This is a genomic window from Pseudoduganella sp. (genome assembly GCF_041914865.1).
In the GTDB taxonomy this organism is placed as follows: domain Bacteria; phylum Pseudomonadota; class Gammaproteobacteria; order Burkholderiales; family Burkholderiaceae_D; genus Rugamonas.
Genome location: NZ_JAYSCO010000049.1, coordinates 1 through 18,402, shown reverse-complemented (window position 1 = coordinate 18,402; position 18,402 = coordinate 1). Strand labels below are relative to the sequence as shown.

The following is an 18,402-nucleotide window of genomic DNA, read 5'->3' as shown; positions in this document are numbered from 1 at the left end:
GAACGGGATTGTAAACGTGGCGACGCCACCCCTGCAAGTTTGGCAAGAGGGGGCGGGCGTCGGAAGGGTGTTTAGTTGCTGCGGCGGGACTTGGATTTGCCGGCTTCGTCACGCTTGACGCGTGGCTTGACCAGGCTGACTGCCGGCTTGGACTCGCTGCGGGAGGAGGTAGCCTGGCGGTAATTGCTGCGTTTTGGGCCGGGGCGCTCGGCTTCGACGGCCAGGGCGGCGTTTTCAATCGCTTCCACCGAGATATCCGGGCCATTGGCGGAAATCTTCGGCACCAGGATGGTGGAGCCGGCTTTCAGCACCGATTTCTGCGGGATGTTGTTGGCCTGGCGGATGGCGTCCGGCGTGGTGCCGAACTTGCGTGCCAGGGAGGCGATGCTTTCGCGTGCGCTGCTGATCTTGTGGGTGGTCCAGCTCGACAGGGCGCTGGTCCAGGAGGCCAGGTTGGCGGTGAACTTTTCCGCGTTCTCGGTTGGCAGCAGGATCTTGGTCTGCTCGCCGCCGGTGATCACGGGCTTCTTGAACTGCGGGTTCAGTGCCTTGAATTCGTCGACCGAGATCTCGGCCAATTTGGCGGCCAGGGCCAGGTCGATATCGCGCGTTTTTTCAATCGCGGTGAAGTAGGGCTCGTTGTTGATGGCGGGCAGGTTCACTGCGTACTGGGCCGGGTGGGCAACAATATTCTTTACCGCCTGCAGCTTGGGCACGTAGTTGCGGGTCTCGGCCGGCATGTGCTCGGCCAGGCTTTCGAAGTCGGTCGGCTTGCCGGCGGCCTGGTTGCGCTTGATTGCTTTCTGCACATTGCCTTCGCCCCAGTTGTAGGCAGCCAGGGCCAGGTGCCAGTCGCCGAACATGGTGTACAGGCGCTGCAGGTAGCTCAGGGCGGCGTCGGTCGAGGCCAGCACGGAGCGGCGGTCGTCCTTGAAGGCATTCTGCTTCAGGTCGTAGTCGCGGCCGGTGCCCGGCACGAACTGCCACAGGCCGGCCGCGTTGGCGGTGGACAGGGCTTGCGGGTTGAAGGCGGATTCGATGAAGGGCAGCAGGGCCAGCTCGGTCGGCATATTGCGCTTTTCCAGCTCTTCCACCACGTGGTAGAGGTAGAGGGAAGCGCGGCCGACGGTGCGGTTGATGTAGTCCTGGCGGTCGGCGTACCACTTGACGTGCTTGCTGACCAGGGCGTTGTTTACATCGGGAATGGCGTAGCCGGAGCGGATGCGGCCCCAGACATCGGTTTCTTTGTATTCTTCGACGGCAGGTACTTGCAGCACCACGGATTTCGCGGTGTCGGCGGCTGCCAGGGAGGAGGCTGCCGGAATCGCAGCGCTTAGCGCCAGGGCGATCAGGACAGCTTGTTTGAGTCTATCTTGCATGGCGTTTTGCTGTTGTCGTCTGGAAACAATGGACGGACTATCTAAGGCGGGAGTGTAGGGGTGAAACCCTGCAGAGTCAAGATGAAATTCGCTATGTGCCTGATTTTCTTGGATAATTATGTCGAACAGGCTATATAATTGGCGCCTTGGTCAACGATTTTTGGATGTATAGATGAGCAACACCCGTGTGGATTATGAAGAGGTCATCGCTGACACCGAGCAGTGGCTGGAGAAGGCTGTCATTGGCCTGAACCTGTGCCCATTCGCCAAGTCGGTGCATGTGAAGAAGCAGGTGCGGTACGTGGTGTCCGAGGCTGCCACCCCGGAAGAGCTGCTGGAAGACCTGATCAAGGAACTGGAGTTCCTGGCGGCGGAAGATCCGGACGTGGTGGATACCACTTTGCTGATCCACCCGCTGGTGCTGCAGGATTTTGAGGATTACAACGAGTTCCTGGATGTGGCCGATGCCGCGCTGGAGGACTTGATGCTGGATGGGGAGCTGCAGGTGGCGAGCTTCCATCCTGAGTACCAGTTTGCGGATACCGATAAGAACGATATCTCGAACTACACCAACCGTTCGCCTTACCCGACCCTGCACCTGCTGCGCGAGGCGTCGATCGACCGCGCGGTGGAGGCTTTCCCGGAGGCGTCCGATATCTTTGAGAAGAATATCGAGACCATGGAGAAGCTCGGCCATGAGGGCTGGGATAAGCTGGGCTTGAAGGTGAAGTGATGTCGGAACAGAAGTTGCCAGAGCGCCCGGATACGCCATGCGTGGCGGTGTGCTCGACTACCTTTGATGAAATTTGCCGCGGTTGCGGCCGCACCTATATCGAGGTCGCGCACTGGGTATCCATGAGCGCGGATGAGAAGGAGAAGGTGTGGCAGCGCATCCTGGCGCAGGGTTATCCGCGGCGCAATTCCTGAAACCCGGTAAGGCGGGGCAGGCGGTGTCTGACCCTTGGGTCAGACACAGGTTTACCGGGTTACTCAGCCTTCCACGACCCAATAAAGTCCTTCTTCCCGATCTCCAGGCCATTGTGGCGCAGGATGTCGTAAGCCGTGGTCGCATGGAAGTAGAAGTGCGGCAGCGCATAATGCACCAGATACTCCTGCCCCACCCAATGCTTGGTCTTTTCGCCACTGCCGGTGGTGATGGCGCGCTGCGCCGAATCCTCAATCGCCTCACGCGGCAGCGACTCCAGGAACACCAGGGTGCGCTGGATGCGCACTTTCAGTTCGCCAATGGTCTTTTCGGTATCCTCGAAAGCGGGCACATCCGCCCCCGCCAGGCGGGCGCCGGCGCCCTTGGCAAAGTCCGCCGCGATCTGGATCTGGCGGGTAAAAGGCAGCATGTCCGGGAACAGACGGAATTGCAACAACGCATTCGGGTCGAGCTTCTTTTCCTCGACATAGGCCTCAGCCTTGTCCAGGATGGACAGCAGGCTGCCCAGGATCTGGCGGAACGCTGGAATCGACGCGGAATACATAGAAAACGACATAGGGAAACTCCTTCCTTTATAGAGTGGCGATCATACCAAGTTACGTGCATAATTGCTGCTGGATAATCTTTTCCACCAGAACGCTTGCATGGCTCGGAATTTTTATAACAAATTAAGGTCCCGCCTGAGCGCACTATATGGCTTGTCCATTTACGGTGCCCTGTTACTGGTGGTATTCGGCGGCCTGGTCATTCCAGCGATTATCGGTAGCTACCTGCTGATCGGCGTGCATGAGCAGAAGTCGGCGCAGACGGCGCTGAACGAATCCCTGCAGCGCAACGCCGACATCCTGGCCCTCGGCATGCAGGAATCCCTGTGGAATATGAATGCGGAATCGGCCCATTCGCTGGTCGAATCCGTGATGCGCGACCGTTCGGTGCTGCAGGTGCAGGTGACCGGGCAGGCCGATACCCAGTTCATGCACGTGGAGGCGCCCAAGCGCGCCATCGGCAACGTGGTGCGCGCCGAGCGCGAAATCCTGGTGCGCGGCGAGAAGATCGGCAAGATCATGGTGGAGATGGACGATGCGCGCTCGCAGCAGGAACTGCGCGAGAAGCAGCTGTCCTACGTCTTCGTGCTGGCGGCGCAGCTGACGGTCTCGCTGCTGCTGATCGTGCTGTTCCTGAACCAGCGCCTGCTGAAACCCCTGCGCAAGCTGATGCGCTTCTCCGACCGCCTGTCGCACGGCGACTTTGAGACGCGCATGGAATTGAGCGGCAGCGATGAATTGGGCCGCCTGGCCGGCCAGCTGGACCAGATGCGGGTGGCGATCAAGCACCTGTTCGAGGACATCGCCCAGCGCGAGGAACGCTTCCGCACCATCGTGACCCAGGTGCCGGGCGCGGTGTTCCGCTTCCGCCCCGACGGGCCGATCGATTTCGTGTCGGATGCGATTGAGGATATTTCCGGCTACTCTGCCGCGCAGTTCATGCGCAGCACCACGCACGCCTGGGCCAACCTGATCTGCCCGGAAGACCGCAAACGCCAGCGGCGCGCCGTGGTGCAGGCGATCCAGGACGGCAAGCCGTACGAAATCGAATACCGCATCATCGACTCCACCGGCACCGAGCGCTGGGTGGCCGAGAACGGCCAGCCGCAGCCGGCCGAGTCGGGCGGCGCGCCGTGGGTGGACGGCATCATTTCCGACATCAGCCAGCGCAAGCACAACGAGATGCGCATCGAGGGCCTGCTGGCCGAACAGAGCGCGATCCTGGATAACGTGATGTTCGGCGTGATGTTCGTGCGCCACCGTACCATCGTGTCGGTCAACCGCCGCTGCGAAGACCTGTTCGGCTATGGCCCGGGCCAGATGCTGGGCGCTTCCACCGCCATCGTGTTCCCAACCACCTTCGATTTCGAATCGGCCGGCGCGCGCCAGTACCCGTCGCTGCAAAGCGGCGAATACTTCAGCGAGGAGCGCCACTACCGCCGCAAGGATGGCTCGCTGTTCTGGTGCATGGTGTCCGGCTGCGCCATCGACCAGAACCGCCCGAATGAAGGCTCGATCTGGGTCTATGCGGACATCACCGCGCGCAAGGAAGCGGAAGAAAAACTGCGCCTCTCGGCCACCGTGCTGGAGCACATTGCCGATGGCGTGATGGTGATCGACGACAAGGGCGTGATCGTGGCGGTCAACCCGGCCTTCACCCAGATCACCGGTTACACCGAGGCCGAATCGCTGGGGCGCGACCGCAGCCTGACGCGTTCCGGCCGCCACGACGAGCAATTCCACGCCGAGCTGTGGAAGGAGCTGGTCGACCACGGCTATTGGCGCGGCGAGATCTGGAGTGAGCGCAAGAGCGGCGAGTTGTACCTGGAGTGGCTGACGCTGACCGCGGTGCGCGACACGCGCGGCGTCACGACCCACTATGTGGGCGTGTTCAGCGACATCACGCTGGTCAAGGAATCGCAGGAGAAGCTGGACCACCTGGCGCACCACGACCCGCTGACCCAATTGCCGAACCGCCTGCTGTTCCACGACCGCCTGCAGCACGCCATCCAGCGTTCGGTGCGCAGCAACGAGCAGCTGGCGCTGCTGTTCATCGACCTGGACCGCTTCAAGAACGTCAACGATACTCTGGGCCACCATATCGGCGACGAGCTGCTGAAGCAGGTGGCGCACGCGCTGTCGGACAAGCTGCGCGAAGGCGATACGCTGGCGCGCCTGGGCGGCGACGAATTCATTGTGCTGCTGGAGGATGTGGAAGGCCAGTACGGCGCCGGCCAGGTGGCGGAAAAGCTGGTGGCCATGTTCGAGCACCCGTTCATGGTGGCGGGCCACGAGCTGTTCGTGACCTGCTCGGTCGGCATCTCGGTGTTCCCGACCGATGCCAGCGACCTGAATATGTTGATCCGTAACGCCGACGTGGCCATGTACCAGGCCAAGGCGCGCGGCCGCAACGGCTACCGTTTCTACCAGCCGTCCATGACGGGCGAGGGCGTCGAGCGCCTGCGCCTGGAAACCTTCCTGCGCCGCTCGATCGAGAAGGAGGAAGTCTTCCTCAACTTCCAGCCGCAGGTGGAGATCGACACCGGCAAGCTGCTGGGCGTGGAGGCGCTGGTGCGCTGGAACCATCCGGAGCTGGGCCTGGTGCCGCCGAACCGCTTTATCCCGCTGGCGGAGGATACGGGCTTCATCAACCAGCTGGGCCAGTGGGTGCTGGTCGAGGCGTGCCGCCAGATGGTGCGCTGGCAGGAAGCCGGCCTGGTGGTGCCGAAGATCGCGGTCAACCTGTCGGCCAAGCAGTTCGAGCGCGGCAGCATGGTCAACACCGTGGCGGAGATCCTGCGCGAGACCGGCCTGGAACCGCACCGCCTGCAGCTGGAGGTGACCGAATCCGTGATCATGAACACCGGCGACGCGCTGGCCTTCATCAACGACCTGCACGCGGTCGGCGTGTCGCTGGCGATCGACGATTTCGGCACCGGCTATTCCTCGCTGGCCTACCTGAAGCAGATGCCGGTGCAGACCCTGAAGATCGACCGCTCCTTCATCAAAGACATTTCGACCGACGTCAACGACGAGGCGATCGCCATCGCCATCATCCAACTGGGCCGCAGCATGAACCTGTCCGTCATCGCCGAAGGCGTGGAGACGGAACAGCAGGCGGCCTTCCTGCTGCGCCATGGCTGCAACCAGGCGCAAGGCTACTATTACAGCCGGCCGGTAATGCCGGACGACTTGCTGCAGCGCTGGCTGCCATAACGAGGGTACGATGCTCCAACCGAAGAAGTTTTCCCGCCGCCGCTTTCTGCTGAGCGGCGTTGCCGTTGCCGGCGCCATGGTGGTCGGCTGGGGCGTCATGCCGCCACGCCAGCGCCTGCGCGGCAAGGAACCGCTGCCGGTGGAAAACGGCGCGGTGCCGTTGAACGGCTGGATCGCCATCGCCCCCGATGGCAGCGTGCAGCTGGCCATGCCACGCGCCGAGATGGGGCAGGGCGTGCATACCGCGCTCGCCATGCTGGTGGCCGAGGAGCTGGACGTGGCGCTGGATGCGATCAAATTGATCCAGGCGCCGGTCGACAAGATCTACAGCAACCTCGCCGTCATGCACGATAACTGGCACTTCCATCCGGACGACATGGGCCAGACGCGGCGCGTGGCGACCCGCATGCTGGAAAAGGTCGGGCGTGAACTGGGCATCATCATCACGGGCGGCTCGTCCAGCGTGGCCGACGCCTGGGAGCCGATGCGCGAAGCCGGCGCCACGGCGCGCGCGCTGCTGATCGCCGAGGCGGCGCGCGATTGGAAAGTGCCGCACGCCCAGGTGCGCACCGAAAACGGTGTGCTGTACCACGATATCAGCAAGCGCCAGGCCAGCTACGGCAGCCTGGCCGCGCGCGCGGCCCTGGGCCAGCCGCACGAGGTCAAGCTGAAGGACCCGCACAGTTTCCGCCTGATCGGCCAGCCGCTGCCGCGCCGCGACTCGCGCATCAAATCGGAAGGAGCCGCCAAGTACGGCATCGACGCCCGCCCGGAGGGCATGGTCTACGCGGCGCTGCGCATGTCGCCGTATGTGGGCGGCTCGGTGCAGGGCATCAGCCCGGGCGAAGTGACCGGCATGCCGGGCGTGCTGAGCGTGATCGACTTCAGCGGCGCCTTGCCGAAAAACTCGGGCGCCGGCGCCGGCGTGGCGGTGGTGGCGCGCACCTTCTGGCAGGCGCGCCAGGCGGCGGCAGCCTTGCCGGTGCGCTGGAACGACGGCGGCAATGGCGCGCTGTCGAGTGAAAAGATCTATGCCGACCTGGCGGCCGCGCTGTCCAATGACGACGGCTTTACCTACTACTCCGTGGGCGACATGGAGAAGGCCAAGGATGCCTTGCGCACTGTCCGTTCCGAGTACCGCGCGCCGTTCCTGGCCCATGCGACCATGGAGCCGGTCAACTGCACGGCGCAGGTCAAGGATGGCAAGGTGCACCTGTGGCTTGGCACGCAATCATCGACCTTTGCCGTGCGCGCGGCGGCGCAGGTGGCCGGCGTGGGCGAGGACGATGTGATCCTGCACGAGCACCTGCTGGGCGGCGGCTTTGGACGCCGCCTGGAGTCGGACATGGTGGCGCAGGCCGTCGCCATCGCGCGCGAATGCAAGGGCGCGCCGGTGCAGGTGATCTGGACCCGCGAAGACGATATGACGCACGACGTGTACCGCCCGGCCGCCGTGGCGCGCCTGGAGGCGGGGCTGGATGGCGCCGGCAATATCGTGGCCTGGGACGCGCGCAGCGCGAGCGGCGTGCTGGTGCACCAGTTCATCGAACGCAACCTGGGCCTGCCGGGCATGGGGCCGGAGAAGCACACCTCGGAAGGCCTGTACGACATGCAGTACGAAATTCCCAACCAGCGCATCAGCCACGTGGCGGTGGACAGCGCGGTACCGCTGGGGAACTGGCGCGCGGTGGGCCATTCGCACAACGCCTTCTTCAAGGAGAGCTTTGTCGATGAAATGGCCAGCGCGGCCGGCAAGGACCCGGTGGAGTTCCGCCGCACCATGCTGATCAACCACCCGCGCCACCTGGCGGTCTTGAATGCGGCGGTGGCCAAGGCCGGCAAGGCGCCGGAAGGGCGCGCGCATGGCGTGGCGCTGCACCAGTCTTTCGGCTCCATCGTGGCCCAGGTGGCGGAAGTTTCGGTGGAGGATAAGCAGATCCGCGTGCACCGCGTGGTGTGCGCAATCGACTGCGGTCTGGTGGTGAACCCGAATATCGTGGCGCAGCAGGTGGAGTCGGGCGTGGTGTTCGGCCTGGCGGCGGCGCTGGAAGGCGAGATCACGATCAAGGACGGCAAGGTGGTGCAGACCAACTTCCACGATTTCCCTGTGCCGCGCATGAATGTGGTGCCGCAGGTGGAAACCATCATCACCCTCAGCACCGGGCGCCCGACCGGCGTCGGCGAACCTCCCACGCCGCCTGTCGCGCCGGCGGTGGCCAATGCGGTGTTCGCGCTGACCGGCCAGCGCCTGCGCAGCCTGCCGTTACGTCTGGCTTAAGCGCCCTGGCCCAGCAGGGCACGCAGGTTGCATTCCTGCTGCCACTGGCGGCGTTCCTCGGTGGATGCCGCCTGGCGCGCCAGTTCCTCGTCGCTCAGTTCGGCCTGGGCCAGGATCAGGCGGTGCGCCACGTTCGGGTCCGGCAGCATGGTGCCGAAGAAGGCCACGTGTTCGTGGCGCTGGACCAGCAGGGTAGGGAAATTTTCCACATCGAGGTCGCCCACCAGGTCGGCGTGGTCCTCAATATCAACCCACAGGAAGTATTTGTCGGGATGGCGGCTGGCCAGTTCCTCGAATACGGCGCGGTAGGACGCGCACGTGCCGCACCATGCGGCGCACAGGCAGGCCACGATCAGGCGGTCCTGCGCCAGCGCGGCGGCCACTTCGGCGCGGTTGTCGGCATGTAGGGTAGTGCTGTGCATGGGGTGCTATTGTACATGCCCACAGGTTAAAATACCGGCCATGGCTACCATTCTTGCAATCGAAACATCCTCTGAAATGGCTTCCTGCGCCTTGCTGCGCGGGGAGCGCGTGTATTTCCGCGAATCGTCCGGCGTACGTACCCATTCCCAGGCCGTGCTGCCCATGATCCAGGAATTGCTGGAGGAGGCGGGTATCGTCCTGCGCGATTGCGACGCTATCGCCTACGGCGCGGGGCCAGGTTCCTTCACCGGCGTGCGCACCGCTTGCGGCATTGCGCAGGGCCTCGGTTTCGGCGCCGGCCTGCCGCTGCTGCCGATCGTCACCCTCGACGCCATGGCGTTGGCGCACCTGGCCAGCCACGGCGACGCCGCGCCGGCGCAGGTGCTGACCGTGCTCGATGCGCGCATGAATGAAGTTTACTGGGCGCAGTACCGTTTCGACGGCGGCCTGCCGGTGGCAGTGCTGCCTGCCGCGCTGTCGGCGCCGGGTGATGTCGCCCCGTCCGGCCCGGTGCGCGCCTGCGGCAACGGTTTCCCTGCGTATGCCGAAGCGTTTGCCGGCAAGGCCTTCGCCGAAGGCGCCGACACCGCCATCATGCCGCACGCGGTGCAGGTCGCTCAGCTGGGGCGCGCCGCCTTCGCGGCCGGCCATGCCGTGCCGGCGGCCCAGGCGCAGCCGCTTTACCTGCGCAACAAGGTTGCCTACACCAAGGCGGAACGTGAAGAGATGAAGGCGTCGCAGGCATGAAGCAACCGGTGTGGGATCTGGCCCGGCTGATTTACGAGCCGATGCAGGAAAGTGACCTTGACGAGGTGGTGGCGGTGGAGCAGGAGGTGTACCCGCACCCCTGGAGCCGCGCCAATTTCATCGATTCCCTGAACCAGGGCTACCACGCCTGGGTGCTGCGCGCCCCGGACCGTGAGTTGATGGGGTACTTCCTCGTGATGGGCATTGTCGATGAAGCGCACCTGCTGAACGTCGCCGTGGCGCGGCCGTGGCAGGGCAAGGGGCTGGGACGCGTGCTGGTGAACCAGGCCGTGGCCTTGTCGCGTGGCCTGGGCATGGAGTCGATCCTGCTCGAGGTGCGCCCCTCCAATGTGCGCGCGCTGGAGATCTACCAGCGCTATGGTTTTGCAGAAATCGGGCGCCGCAAAGGGTACTACCCGGCGGCCAACTCAACTCGCGAGGACGCAATTGTGATGCGGTTTGGACTATGAGCGATCGTCGCTCCGCTGTGTTCCTGGAAGAGATGGGCGTGGGGCCGCAATGGCGCCTGCGCAATCGGCCCGCGCCTGCCGCTGATGCTGCCCCGGCCGCCGCCGACCTTGCCGGCGATATGCCGCCGCCGCACGCACCCGCCAGCGCCGCCGGACTTGGCGCGCATCCCGCCGCCCAGCACCATGCGCCCGCCGTGCACCCGGCGCCACCACACGCCGCCGCCCGCGCCGCCGCGCTGCCGCCCGGCGCCGCCCCGCACGATGCGCCCGTCGCTTATCCCGCGCCCTCACACGCCGCCGCCCGCGTCGCCGCGTTGCCGCCCGACGCCGCCCCCCACGATGCGCCCGCCGCGGCCCAGCACGATGCACCCGCCGTGTACCCGGCGCCCTCACACGCCGCCGCCGCGCGGGCCGCAGCATTGCCGCCTGACGCTGCCGTCCCCGGCGCGCCCGCCGCGCATGCGGCGCCACCACACGCCGCCGCGCGTGCCGCAGCGTTGCCGCCTGACGCCGCGCAGCACGATGTAACCGCCGCGCACCCGACGCCATCAACCGCTCCGGCATCGCCTGCCGCCGCAGCAGCACGCGCGGCAATGCAGCAGCAGCCCGCAGCGGAGCCTGGCGCATCTGTCGAGGGGCAGGGCGCGCCTGCTGCCGGCTCGCCGCCATCCGCACCAGCGCGGGTGCCCGGCACGCCGAGCATTGCCTCGACAGGTGAAGACATGTCCTGGTTCGACGACGCCCCAACGCCGGAATTCAAGCCGCAGCGTAAGAAAGTAGCGGCCCCGGAGCAGCCTGACGCAGCGCCGCCGCAGCGCCCAGCCCCTGCCGCGCCGCCGCAGCGGCCAGCGCAAGCCGCCGCGCGCCCTGTGGACCCGCAGCCCGCCTACGACGACATTCCAATGGACGAACCGCCCGCCTGGTTCGACGACGAGCAGCCAGCCGCCGCGCCGGCCGCCCGTCGCGGCGCAGAATCCGCCCCGGGCCACGCAGCACCGCGCCCCGCCCAGACAAGCGATGGAGACATCGCCGCCATGGACTGGCCAGCCCTGCAAGCGGCCGTTCAAAGCTGCACCCGCTGCGCGCGCTGCGAAACCCGCCAGCAAGCCATCCCCGGCCGAGGCGACGAGCAGGCGACCTGGATCGCCCTCGACACCGCCCCAGGCCAGGCGGAAGACAGCGAAGGCTACCAGTTCGCCGGCGACCCCGGCTACTTGCTGGACAATATGCTCAAAGCCGTCGGCCAAAGCACAGAGAAGGGCGCATACATCACCAGCCTGGTGAAATGCCACGCCCCGCACGCCCCAAGCGCCGAAGAACTGCAAGCCTGCCGCCCCTACCTGGAGCGCGAGCTGCAACTGACGCAAGCAAAGGTGATCGTCGCCTTCGGCCACAGCACCGGCAAGGGCCTGCTGGGCAGCGCCGCGCGCGGCCGTATCATGCTGCACGGCGGCGTGCCGGTAGTCGCCACCTACCACCCGGCCAACCTGCTGGAAAAGCCGGAAGAAAAAGCCAAGGCATGGCAGGACCTGTGCCTGGCCAAAGCCGCCCATGCCGGCCGACGCTAGAAGCTTCCACCGCAAATGGGGCCACCTCGCGCGGCCCCATGTCCGCGCCCTGGCGTGGCTGCTTGATTCTCCCGACCTGCTCGACCCGCACAGCCCGCACTGGCAAGGCCAGATCGCCACGCTCGGCCCAGTCAGCGCGGCGGTCGCCAACTGGCTGGCCGACCTCGACGCCGACCCCACACCGCTCGACGCTGCACTGGGCAACCGCTTCTACTCCCGCCTTGGCCTGTACGCCGAAAAGCTGATGGCCTTCTACTTCGCCCAGCAGGGCCAATTGGCCGCGCACGGCCTGCAAGTCCGGGACGGCAAGAACGGCACCATCGGCGAGTTCGATTTCCTGCTGCGGGAAGAGGGCGGCGCCAGCGTGCGCCACATCGAATTCGCCACCAAGTTCTACCTGCTCGACGGCGACCCTGACAGCGGTAATTACAACCGCCTGGTCGGCCCCAACCTGGCCGACACGCTCGGCCTGAAAATGCGCAAGATCTTCCACGCCCAGTTGCAGCTGGCACGCCACCCGGCCGCCCAGCAAGCCGTCCCGGCGCCGGTCAGCAGCGCGCAAGCCCTGGTCAAAGGCTGGCTGTTCTACCACGCCACCGAAGCCGAACCGCGGATCGAAGGCATTGCGCCGGACCACTGTCGCGGCCACTGGCGCACCCTTGCTGAACAAGCCGCCGCGCCGGGCGAACAATTCATCGTGATGCCGCGCCTGCAATGGCTGGCGCCCCTGCGCACGCCGGCGCAGCGCGGCGGCGAGGCAGACGGCCGTGTGCCCGCCACGCCCGCACCCCTGGCGCGGGTGGCGTTGCTGGAGACGCTGGCGGAAAAGTTTGCCACCGACCCCAGCCCCGTGCTGGTCGCAACGGTGCGGGAAGAGGGCGGCTGGCTGGAAGAAGTGGAGCGCGGCTTTGTGGTGCCGGATGACTGGCGCGCCCGGGCCCAGGCGCGCCGCGGTGAAGGGGCGTTGCCCGCTTAGTGTTTGTGCTCGCCGATCAGGCCGAGCGAATCATGCTTGGCCTGGTTGGCTTTATGCAGCTGCTGGATGGCGAACATGGAACCCGCCACGAACAGGCCGAACAGCACGATGATGGTGTTGATGCTCAGGTGCAGTTTCACCATCAGCGCATACATGGCCAGCATGGTCAGGATCGACAGGTTCTCATTGAAGTTCTGCACCGCGATTGAGTGGCCGGCGCTCATCAGCACGTGGCCGCGATGCTGCAGCAGCGCGTTCATCGGCACCACGAAGAAGCCGGCCAGCAAGCCCACCAGGATCAGCAGCGGATAGGCCAGGCGCACATCGTGCACGAAGATCATCAGCATGACCACGATGCCCATCGCGATGCCCAGCGGGATCACCTTCAGCGAATTGCGCAGCGAGATAAAGCGCGCCGACAGGGCCGCGCCCAGCGCCACGCCCACGGCGAACACCGCGATCGTGCTGGTCGCCTTATCCAGCGTCATGCCGAGCGACTGCTTGGCCCATTCCAGCACGATGAACTGCAAGGTGGCGCCCGCGCCCCAGAACAGGGTGGTCACCGCCAGCGAGATCTGACCCAGCTTGTCGCGCCACAGGATGCCGCAGCAATTCGCGAAATCGCCGATCAGGCGCAGCGGGTTGCGCTCCTGGTGGTCGTAGCGCGCGCCGGTATCCGGGATGCGCAGGTTGAACAGGGTCGCCAGCAGGTAGGTAAACATCACCACCATCAGCGCCGTTTCGCTTACGGTGTCGATGCCGGTTTCGATGCCCGGCATGTCGAAGCTGTTCAAAGCCGCCGACACCGGGCCGCCCACCAGCGCGCCGCCCAGGGCGATGCCGAGGATGACGGAGCTGACGGTCAGGCCTTCGATCCAGCCGTTGGCGATCACCAGCTTCTCCGGCGGCAGCAGTTCGGTCAGGATGCCGTACTTGGCCGGCGAATACACCGCCGCGCCAAAGCCAACCACCGCATAGGCAGCCAGCGGATGCACGTGATAGAAGATCAGCGCGCAGCCGAAAATCTTGATCAGGTTGGAAATGAACATGACCCGGCCCTTAGGCAGGGCGTCAGCGAAAGCGCCTACGAATGCTGCCAACAGCACGTAAAACAGCACAAAAGTCAGCTTCAGCAAGGGGGTTACCCAGGCCGGAGCTTGCATGGTCACCAGCAGGTCGATCGCCACGATCAGCAGAGCATTGTCTGCCAGCGACGAAAAGAACTGCGCGGCCATGATGGTATAAAAACCACGATTCATTCAGGACGCCCGATAATTATCTCGGCATGCTTTATACCATGGAAAGGAAGGTTTCCAAAGAATTGGAGCCTGCATTAAGTGGGCGCTAAGGTTAAAATGCCGCATTCTATTTTTGCCAGGTTTCCGCCATGCCAAGGCCCATCGTCGCCCAGATCCATCTCGCTGCAATGCAACATAACCTGGCCCGCGCCAAAGCGTGCGCGCCGGGCGCCAAAGCCTGGGGTGTGGTCAAAGCCAATGCCTACGGCCATGGCCTGGAGCACGGCATGCGCGGCTTCGCCGCCGCCGACGGCCTGGCGCTGATCGAACCGGATAATGCGGTGCGCCTGCGCGAACTGGGCTGGACCAAGCCGATCCTCCTTTTAGAGGGTTGGTTCGACAGCGCCGACTTGTTGTCGATGGCCGAACATGGTATCGAAGGCGCGGTGCACTGCGTGGAACAGCTGGAAATGCTGGAGCGCACCGCGCTGGCACGCCCCGTCAATGTTCACCTCAAGATGAACACCGGCATGAACCGCCTCGGCTTCAAGCCTTCCGAATACGCGGCCGCCCACGCCCGCCTGCGCGCCATCCCGCACGTTGGCACGATCACCCAGATGACCCACTTTGCCAATGCCGACGAACTGCACCACCCGTGCATGCCGCTGGCCGAGCAGGTGCGCCGCTTTAACGAAGGCGCGGCCGGCCTGCCGGGCGCGCGCAGCCTGTGCAATTCGGCCGGCATCCTGCACATGCCGGAGCTGGGCGAAGTGCTGGCGACCGACTGGATCCGTCCCGGCATCATGCTGTACGGCGGCACGCCGGGTGGCAAGAGCGCCGAGGAATTCGGCCTGCAGCCGACCATGACCCTGTCCAGCGAACTGATTGGCGTGCAGGAGATCGGCCCGGGCGACTACGTCGGCTACGGCAGCCGCTTCAAGGCCGAACAAGCCATGCGCATCGGCGTGGTGGCCTGCGGCTACGCCGACGGCTATCCGCGCCACGCGCCGGTCGACACGCCGGTCCTGGTGGACGGCGTGCGCACCCGCCTGGTGGGCCGGGTGTCGATGGATATGCTGACCGTGGACCTGACGCCAGTGCCGAATGCACGCGTCGGCAGCAAAGTGGTGCTGTGGGGGCAGGGCATGCCGATCGACGAGGTGGCGACGGCGGCCGGCACCATCGGCTATGAATTGATGTGCGCCCTGGCGCCGCGCGTACGCGTCGTCGAGGCGTAAGCATGGCCAAGGCGAAGACCAACTACACCTGCAGCGAATGCGGCGGCACCAGCAGCAAATGGACGGGCCAGTGCTCGTCGTGCCAGCAGTGGAACACCATGGTGGAAACCGTGATCGAAGCCGCCGGCGGCAACCGCTTTTCGCAGTCGCAGCACCAGTCGCTGGCGCAGACCGCGCCCGTGCTGTCGCTGCAGGATATCGAAGCGCTGGATGTGCCGCGCTTCGGCACCGGCATTGAGGAATTCGACCGCGTGCTGGGCGGCGGCCTGGTGGCGGGCGGCGTGGTGCTGATCGGCGGCGATCCCGGCATCGGCAAATCGACCCTGCTGCTGCAGGCGCTGGCCAATATGTCCAAGGTCAAGAGCGTGCTGTATGTCAGCGGCGAGGAGTCCGGCGCCCAGATCGCGCTGCGCGCCAAGCGCCTGGCGGTGGACGCCAAGGACCTCAAGCTGCAGGCGGAAATTCAGCTCGAGAAAATCCTCGGCACCCTGGCCGACCTTAAACCGCAAGTGGCGGTGATCGACTCGATCCAGACCCTGTATTCCGATGCCCTGGCCTCCGCGCCCGGCTCGGTGGCCCAGGTGCGCGAATGCGCGGCGCAGCTGACCCGCGTCGCCAAGATGAGCGGCACCACCATCATCCTGGTCGGCCACGTGACGAAAGAGGGTTCGCTGGCCGGCCCGCGCGTGCTGGAGCACATCGTCGACTGCGTGCTGTACTTCGAAGGCGACAACCACTCCAGCTTCCGCCTGGTGCGCGCCATCAAGAACCGCTTCGGCGCGGTGAATGAGCTGGGCGTGTTCGCCATGACGGAAAAGGGCCTGAAAGGCGTGTCCAACCCATCGGCCCTGTTCCTGTCGCAGCACGAGAACCAGGTGCCCGGCTCCTGCGTGATGGTGACCCAGGAAGGTACGCGTCCGCTGCTGGTGGAAGTGCAGGCCCTGGTCGACACCAGCCACCTGCCAAACGCGCGCCGCCTGTCGGTGGGCCTGGAGCAGAATCGACTGGCCATGCTGCTGGCGGTGCTGCACCGCCACGCCGGCATTGCCGCCTTCGACCAGGACGTGTTCATCAACGCCGTCGGCGGCGTCAAGATCACGGAACCGGCCGCCGACCTTGCGGTATTGATGGCGATCAACTCTTCGATGCGTAACAAGGCACTGCCGAACGGATTCGTGGTATTTGGTGAGGTAGGGCTGGCCGGTGAAATCCGGCCCGCCCCGCGCGGCCAGGAACGCCTGCGCGAAGCGGCCAAGCTCGGCTTCTCGATCGCCATGATCCCGAAGGCGAACGCGCCCAAGCAAGCGATAGAAGGCATGACGATTATCCCGGTGGAACGCATCGACGATGCATTTAACCGGCTGCGGGAGCTTCAGTAGTGTAGCAATTTCCGAAATATTGGCTACAATACCAGGCTCAATATCAACCAGTTCACATAACGGACAAGAAATTGTTAGTAGATTCAAGGCAAGGCGCACGCAAGATCCTGCGTGTGCGCGCAATGATCGTGATGGATGGCGGCGCGCCGATGAGCGCGCGCACCTTCGACCTCGGCCTGGCAGGCATTTCCCTGACGGCTGGTAACAAAGTGAATGTCGGCGCGACCGGCCAGATCGTGTTTGAGATGCTGGTCGATGGCAAGCCGCAAATCGTCAACACGCGCGGCAAGGTCAACAACTGCATTTTCTCGGGCGACGAGTTCAAGATCGGTTTCACCTTCCTCCCGCTAGATAACGAAGCGGCTGGTGCAATTACCAAATTCATGCGCTAAACTTAACTTATGAACTATGTGAGCGGCTTGCTAAGCAATATGTACGGTTCCTCGCTGGGCCTGGGCAATGCAGGCACGGCCGGCACACCATCGTCCAGCGTGCTGGCGCGGGTCGAGCAGACCATGGCCGCCCAGCGCGGCGTTGCGGCCAAGCTGAACGCCAACATCAACACCAGCCAGGCGCGCCTGTCCGGCCTGGGCCAGTTGCAGGGCGCGCTGTCGCAGTTCCAGGACATCGCCGAACGCTTGGCCGGAGCCGGCCTCAGCACGCGCGCCAGCACCTCCGGCACGGGCGTGCTGGGCGTGACCACCAACGGCAAGGCGGAACCCGGCTCACATACCGTTAAAGTCAGCCAGCTGGCGCAGAAGCAAATCCTGGTCAGCCCGGAAGCGCAAACGCCCGACACCCCGCTCGGCACCGGCTCGCCCACCGTGATCCGGATTGGCAGCGGCGACAGCAGCAAGACCGTCACCATCGACAGCCGCAACAACACCATGCAAGGCATCGCCGAAGCGCTCAAGAACGCCGGCTTCGACGCCAGCCTGGTGCGCTCCAGCACCGGCACCTCGCTGCAGTTGCGCAGCGCAAGCGGTGAAGCCTCGGCGCTGAAGATCGGCGTCTCGGGCGACGCCACGGTGCGTCAGCTGTTCAATGGCATGCAGCAAACCCAGGCCGCACAGGACGCTGTGCTCACGGTGGATGGCAAAGCGGTCCGCAGTGCCGATAACAGCATTGAATCCGCCATCGCCGGCACCACGCTGAACCTCACCGGCAAAGGCGAAACCACGGTCACCATCGCCCGCGACAGCGGCCAGATCGCCAAGAACGTGGAAGCCTTCGTAGCCGGTTTCAACTCGCTGCAAGACCGCCTGGGCGCGCTGCAAAAAGGCGCGTTGAAGGGCAACCAGGCCCTGACCCAGGTCAGCGCCCAGCTGGGTGATTTGGTGCGCAATGCCGGCGGCAACAAGGAAGCGCTGGCCAATGCCGGCGTCAGCTTCGACGACAGCGGCCGCATCAAGCTCGATAAAGACAAACTGGCCGCCGCCATCGCCAACGATGCGGAAGGCGTCGCCAAGCTGTTCACCAACGAAGGCAGGGGCCTGGCCGACTCGCTCGGCAAGCGGCTGGAGGCCCTGGGCGGCGAACGCAGCGTTGTCTCGCGTGCGCTGACGCAGGCCGACCGCGAAGTCGACACGCTGCAAGACCGCAAGGCGAAGATGGCGCAGGCACTGACGCTGCAAGCGCAGGCACTGGTGCGCCTGTATTCGCAGGAAGAGCAGGGCGGCGGCACCTCGTCGCTGCTGGACCTGCTGGCCTGATTTTCCGTACCCCAGATAGACTGAAGGCTCCGGCGGCGCTACCCGAAGGTACCGCAGCGGAGCCTCGCCTCTGCAGAAGCGCTAGCTACTCGTGGTAGCGATCGACCAGCTTATGATGTCCCCCGCGATACTCAGCTACGATTTCATACACGATCAGGGCGATCATGCAGCCGAATATGCCCATGGTGAACAGAGCCCACATATCAAACCAGCCTGCGTTGCCGTAGGCCGCTCCCTAGAGTTGATACAATTAAACTCTAGCAGACAGACTTGCAATTACAAGCCCA

At 64.9% G+C, this 18,402-nt stretch carries 16 protein-coding genes; 12 read left to right on the top strand and 4 right to left on the bottom strand.

What is annotated here, in order from left to right; translation table 11 throughout:
* Positions 1 to 71: 71 nt before the first annotated feature.
* Positions 72 to 1,379, bottom strand: coding sequence for a transglycosylase SLT domain-containing protein (locus ACE3TQ_RS19800; RefSeq protein WP_374584180.1), 1,308 nt, complete (start codon positions 1,377 to 1,379; stop codon positions 72 to 74).
* 172 nt (positions 1,380 to 1,551) lie between these two features.
* On the opposite strand from ACE3TQ_RS19800, the gene ACE3TQ_RS19795 reads away from it, so the two are divergent.
* Both ACE3TQ_RS19795 and ACE3TQ_RS19790 read left to right on the top strand, forming a co-directional pair.
* Positions 1,552 to 2,112 (top strand): DUF1415 domain-containing protein, encoded by a 561-nt coding sequence (locus ACE3TQ_RS19795; RefSeq protein WP_374584178.1) that lies wholly within the window; start codon positions 1,552 to 1,554, stop codon positions 2,110 to 2,112.
* Positions 2,112 to 2,306 carry a DUF1289 domain-containing protein gene (locus ACE3TQ_RS19790; RefSeq protein ID WP_374584176.1) on the top strand — a complete coding sequence of 65 codons (195 nt, stop codon included), beginning with the start codon at positions 2,112 to 2,114 and terminating at the stop codon, positions 2,304 to 2,306. Before ACE3TQ_RS19795 ends, ACE3TQ_RS19790 begins: the two co-directional genes overlap by 1 nt.
* A gap of 59 nt (positions 2,307 to 2,365) precedes the next feature.
* On the opposite strand, the gene ACE3TQ_RS19785 is transcribed toward ACE3TQ_RS19790, so the two are convergent.
* On the bottom strand, positions 2,366 to 2,881 hold the full coding sequence (locus ACE3TQ_RS19785; RefSeq protein ID WP_374584174.1) for a DUF1993 family protein: 516 nt from the start codon (positions 2,879 to 2,881) through the stop codon (positions 2,366 to 2,368).
* An 88-nt stretch (positions 2,882 to 2,969) separates the two neighbouring features.
* On the opposite strand from ACE3TQ_RS19785, the gene ACE3TQ_RS19780 reads away from it, so the two are divergent.
* Both ACE3TQ_RS19780 and ACE3TQ_RS19775 read left to right on the top strand, forming a co-directional pair.
* Positions 2,970 to 6,086, top strand: coding sequence for an EAL domain-containing protein (locus tag ACE3TQ_RS19780; RefSeq protein ID WP_374584172.1), 3,117 nt, complete (start codon positions 2,970 to 2,972; stop codon positions 6,084 to 6,086).
* Between the two features lie 10 nt (positions 6,087 to 6,096).
* Positions 6,097 to 8,364, top strand: coding sequence for a molybdopterin cofactor-binding domain-containing protein (locus ACE3TQ_RS19775; protein ID WP_374584170.1), 2,268 nt, complete (start codon positions 6,097 to 6,099; stop codon positions 8,362 to 8,364).
* Here ACE3TQ_RS19775 and ACE3TQ_RS19770 read toward each other — a convergent pair.
* The gene (locus tag ACE3TQ_RS19770; protein ID WP_374584168.1) at positions 8,361 to 8,786 is read right to left on the bottom strand and encodes a thioredoxin family protein; all 426 of its coding nucleotides are present in this window, start codon (positions 8,784 to 8,786) and stop codon (positions 8,361 to 8,363) included. The two genes, ACE3TQ_RS19775 and ACE3TQ_RS19770, sit on opposite strands and share 4 nt — an antisense overlap.
* A 40-nt stretch (positions 8,787 to 8,826) precedes the next feature.
* Between ACE3TQ_RS19770 and tsaB the strand changes: the two genes are divergently transcribed.
* The 4 genes from tsaB to ACE3TQ_RS19750 are packed head-to-tail and all read left to right on the top strand — an operon-like array spanning position 8,827 to position 12,548.
* On the top strand, positions 8,827 to 9,534 hold the full coding sequence (gene tsaB, locus ACE3TQ_RS19765; protein ID WP_374584166.1) for a tRNA (adenosine(37)-N6)-threonylcarbamoyltransferase complex dimerization subunit type 1 TsaB: 708 nt from the start codon (positions 8,827 to 8,829) through the stop codon (positions 9,532 to 9,534).
* Positions 9,531 to 10,004, top strand: a complete 474-nt coding sequence (gene rimI, locus ACE3TQ_RS19760) for a ribosomal protein S18-alanine N-acetyltransferase (protein ID WP_374584164.1) — start codon at positions 9,531 to 9,533, stop codon at positions 10,002 to 10,004. Before tsaB ends, rimI begins: the two co-directional genes overlap by 4 nt.
* Positions 10,001 to 11,572: a uracil-DNA glycosylase gene (locus ACE3TQ_RS19755; protein WP_374584162.1), complete on the top strand. Its 1,572-nt coding sequence runs from the start codon at positions 10,001 to 10,003 to the stop codon at positions 11,570 to 11,572. Before rimI ends, ACE3TQ_RS19755 begins: the two co-directional genes overlap by 4 nt.
* On the top strand, positions 11,556 to 12,548 hold the full coding sequence (locus ACE3TQ_RS19750) for a DUF1853 family protein (protein ID WP_374584160.1): 993 nt from the start codon (positions 11,556 to 11,558) through the stop codon (positions 12,546 to 12,548). The genes ACE3TQ_RS19755 and ACE3TQ_RS19750 overlap by 17 nt, the downstream gene beginning before the upstream one ends.
* Here the strand turns inward: ACE3TQ_RS19750 and lplT are convergent.
* Positions 12,545 to 13,807, bottom strand: coding sequence for a lysophospholipid transporter LplT (gene lplT, locus ACE3TQ_RS19745; RefSeq protein WP_374584158.1), 1,263 nt, complete (start codon positions 13,805 to 13,807; stop codon positions 12,545 to 12,547). The two genes, ACE3TQ_RS19750 and lplT, sit on opposite strands and share 4 nt — an antisense overlap.
* A 128-nt stretch (positions 13,808 to 13,935) precedes the next feature.
* Here lplT and alr point away from each other — a divergent pair, with 128 nt between their 5' ends.
* From alr to fliD, 4 genes are all read left to right on the top strand, one after another.
* Complete coding sequence (gene alr, locus ACE3TQ_RS19740; protein ID WP_374584156.1) at positions 13,936 to 15,024, top strand: alanine racemase; 1,089 nt, start codon at positions 13,936 to 13,938, stop codon at positions 15,022 to 15,024.
* 2 nt (positions 15,025 to 15,026) lie between these two features.
* Positions 15,027 to 16,403, top strand: coding sequence for a DNA repair protein RadA (radA, locus tag ACE3TQ_RS19735; protein ID WP_374584154.1), 1,377 nt, complete (start codon positions 15,027 to 15,029; stop codon positions 16,401 to 16,403).
* Between the two features lie 71 nt (positions 16,404 to 16,474).
* Positions 16,475 to 16,795 carry a PilZ domain-containing protein gene (locus ACE3TQ_RS19730; RefSeq protein ID WP_374584152.1) on the top strand — a complete coding sequence of 107 codons (321 nt, stop codon included), beginning with the start codon at positions 16,475 to 16,477 and terminating at the stop codon, positions 16,793 to 16,795.
* Between the two features lie 9 nt (positions 16,796 to 16,804).
* A complete protein-coding gene (fliD, locus tag ACE3TQ_RS19725) occupies positions 16,805 to 18,115 on the top strand; it encodes a flagellar filament capping protein FliD (protein ID WP_374584150.1) in 1,311 nt (436 codons plus the stop codon).
* Positions 18,116 to 18,402: the final 287 nt, after the last annotated feature.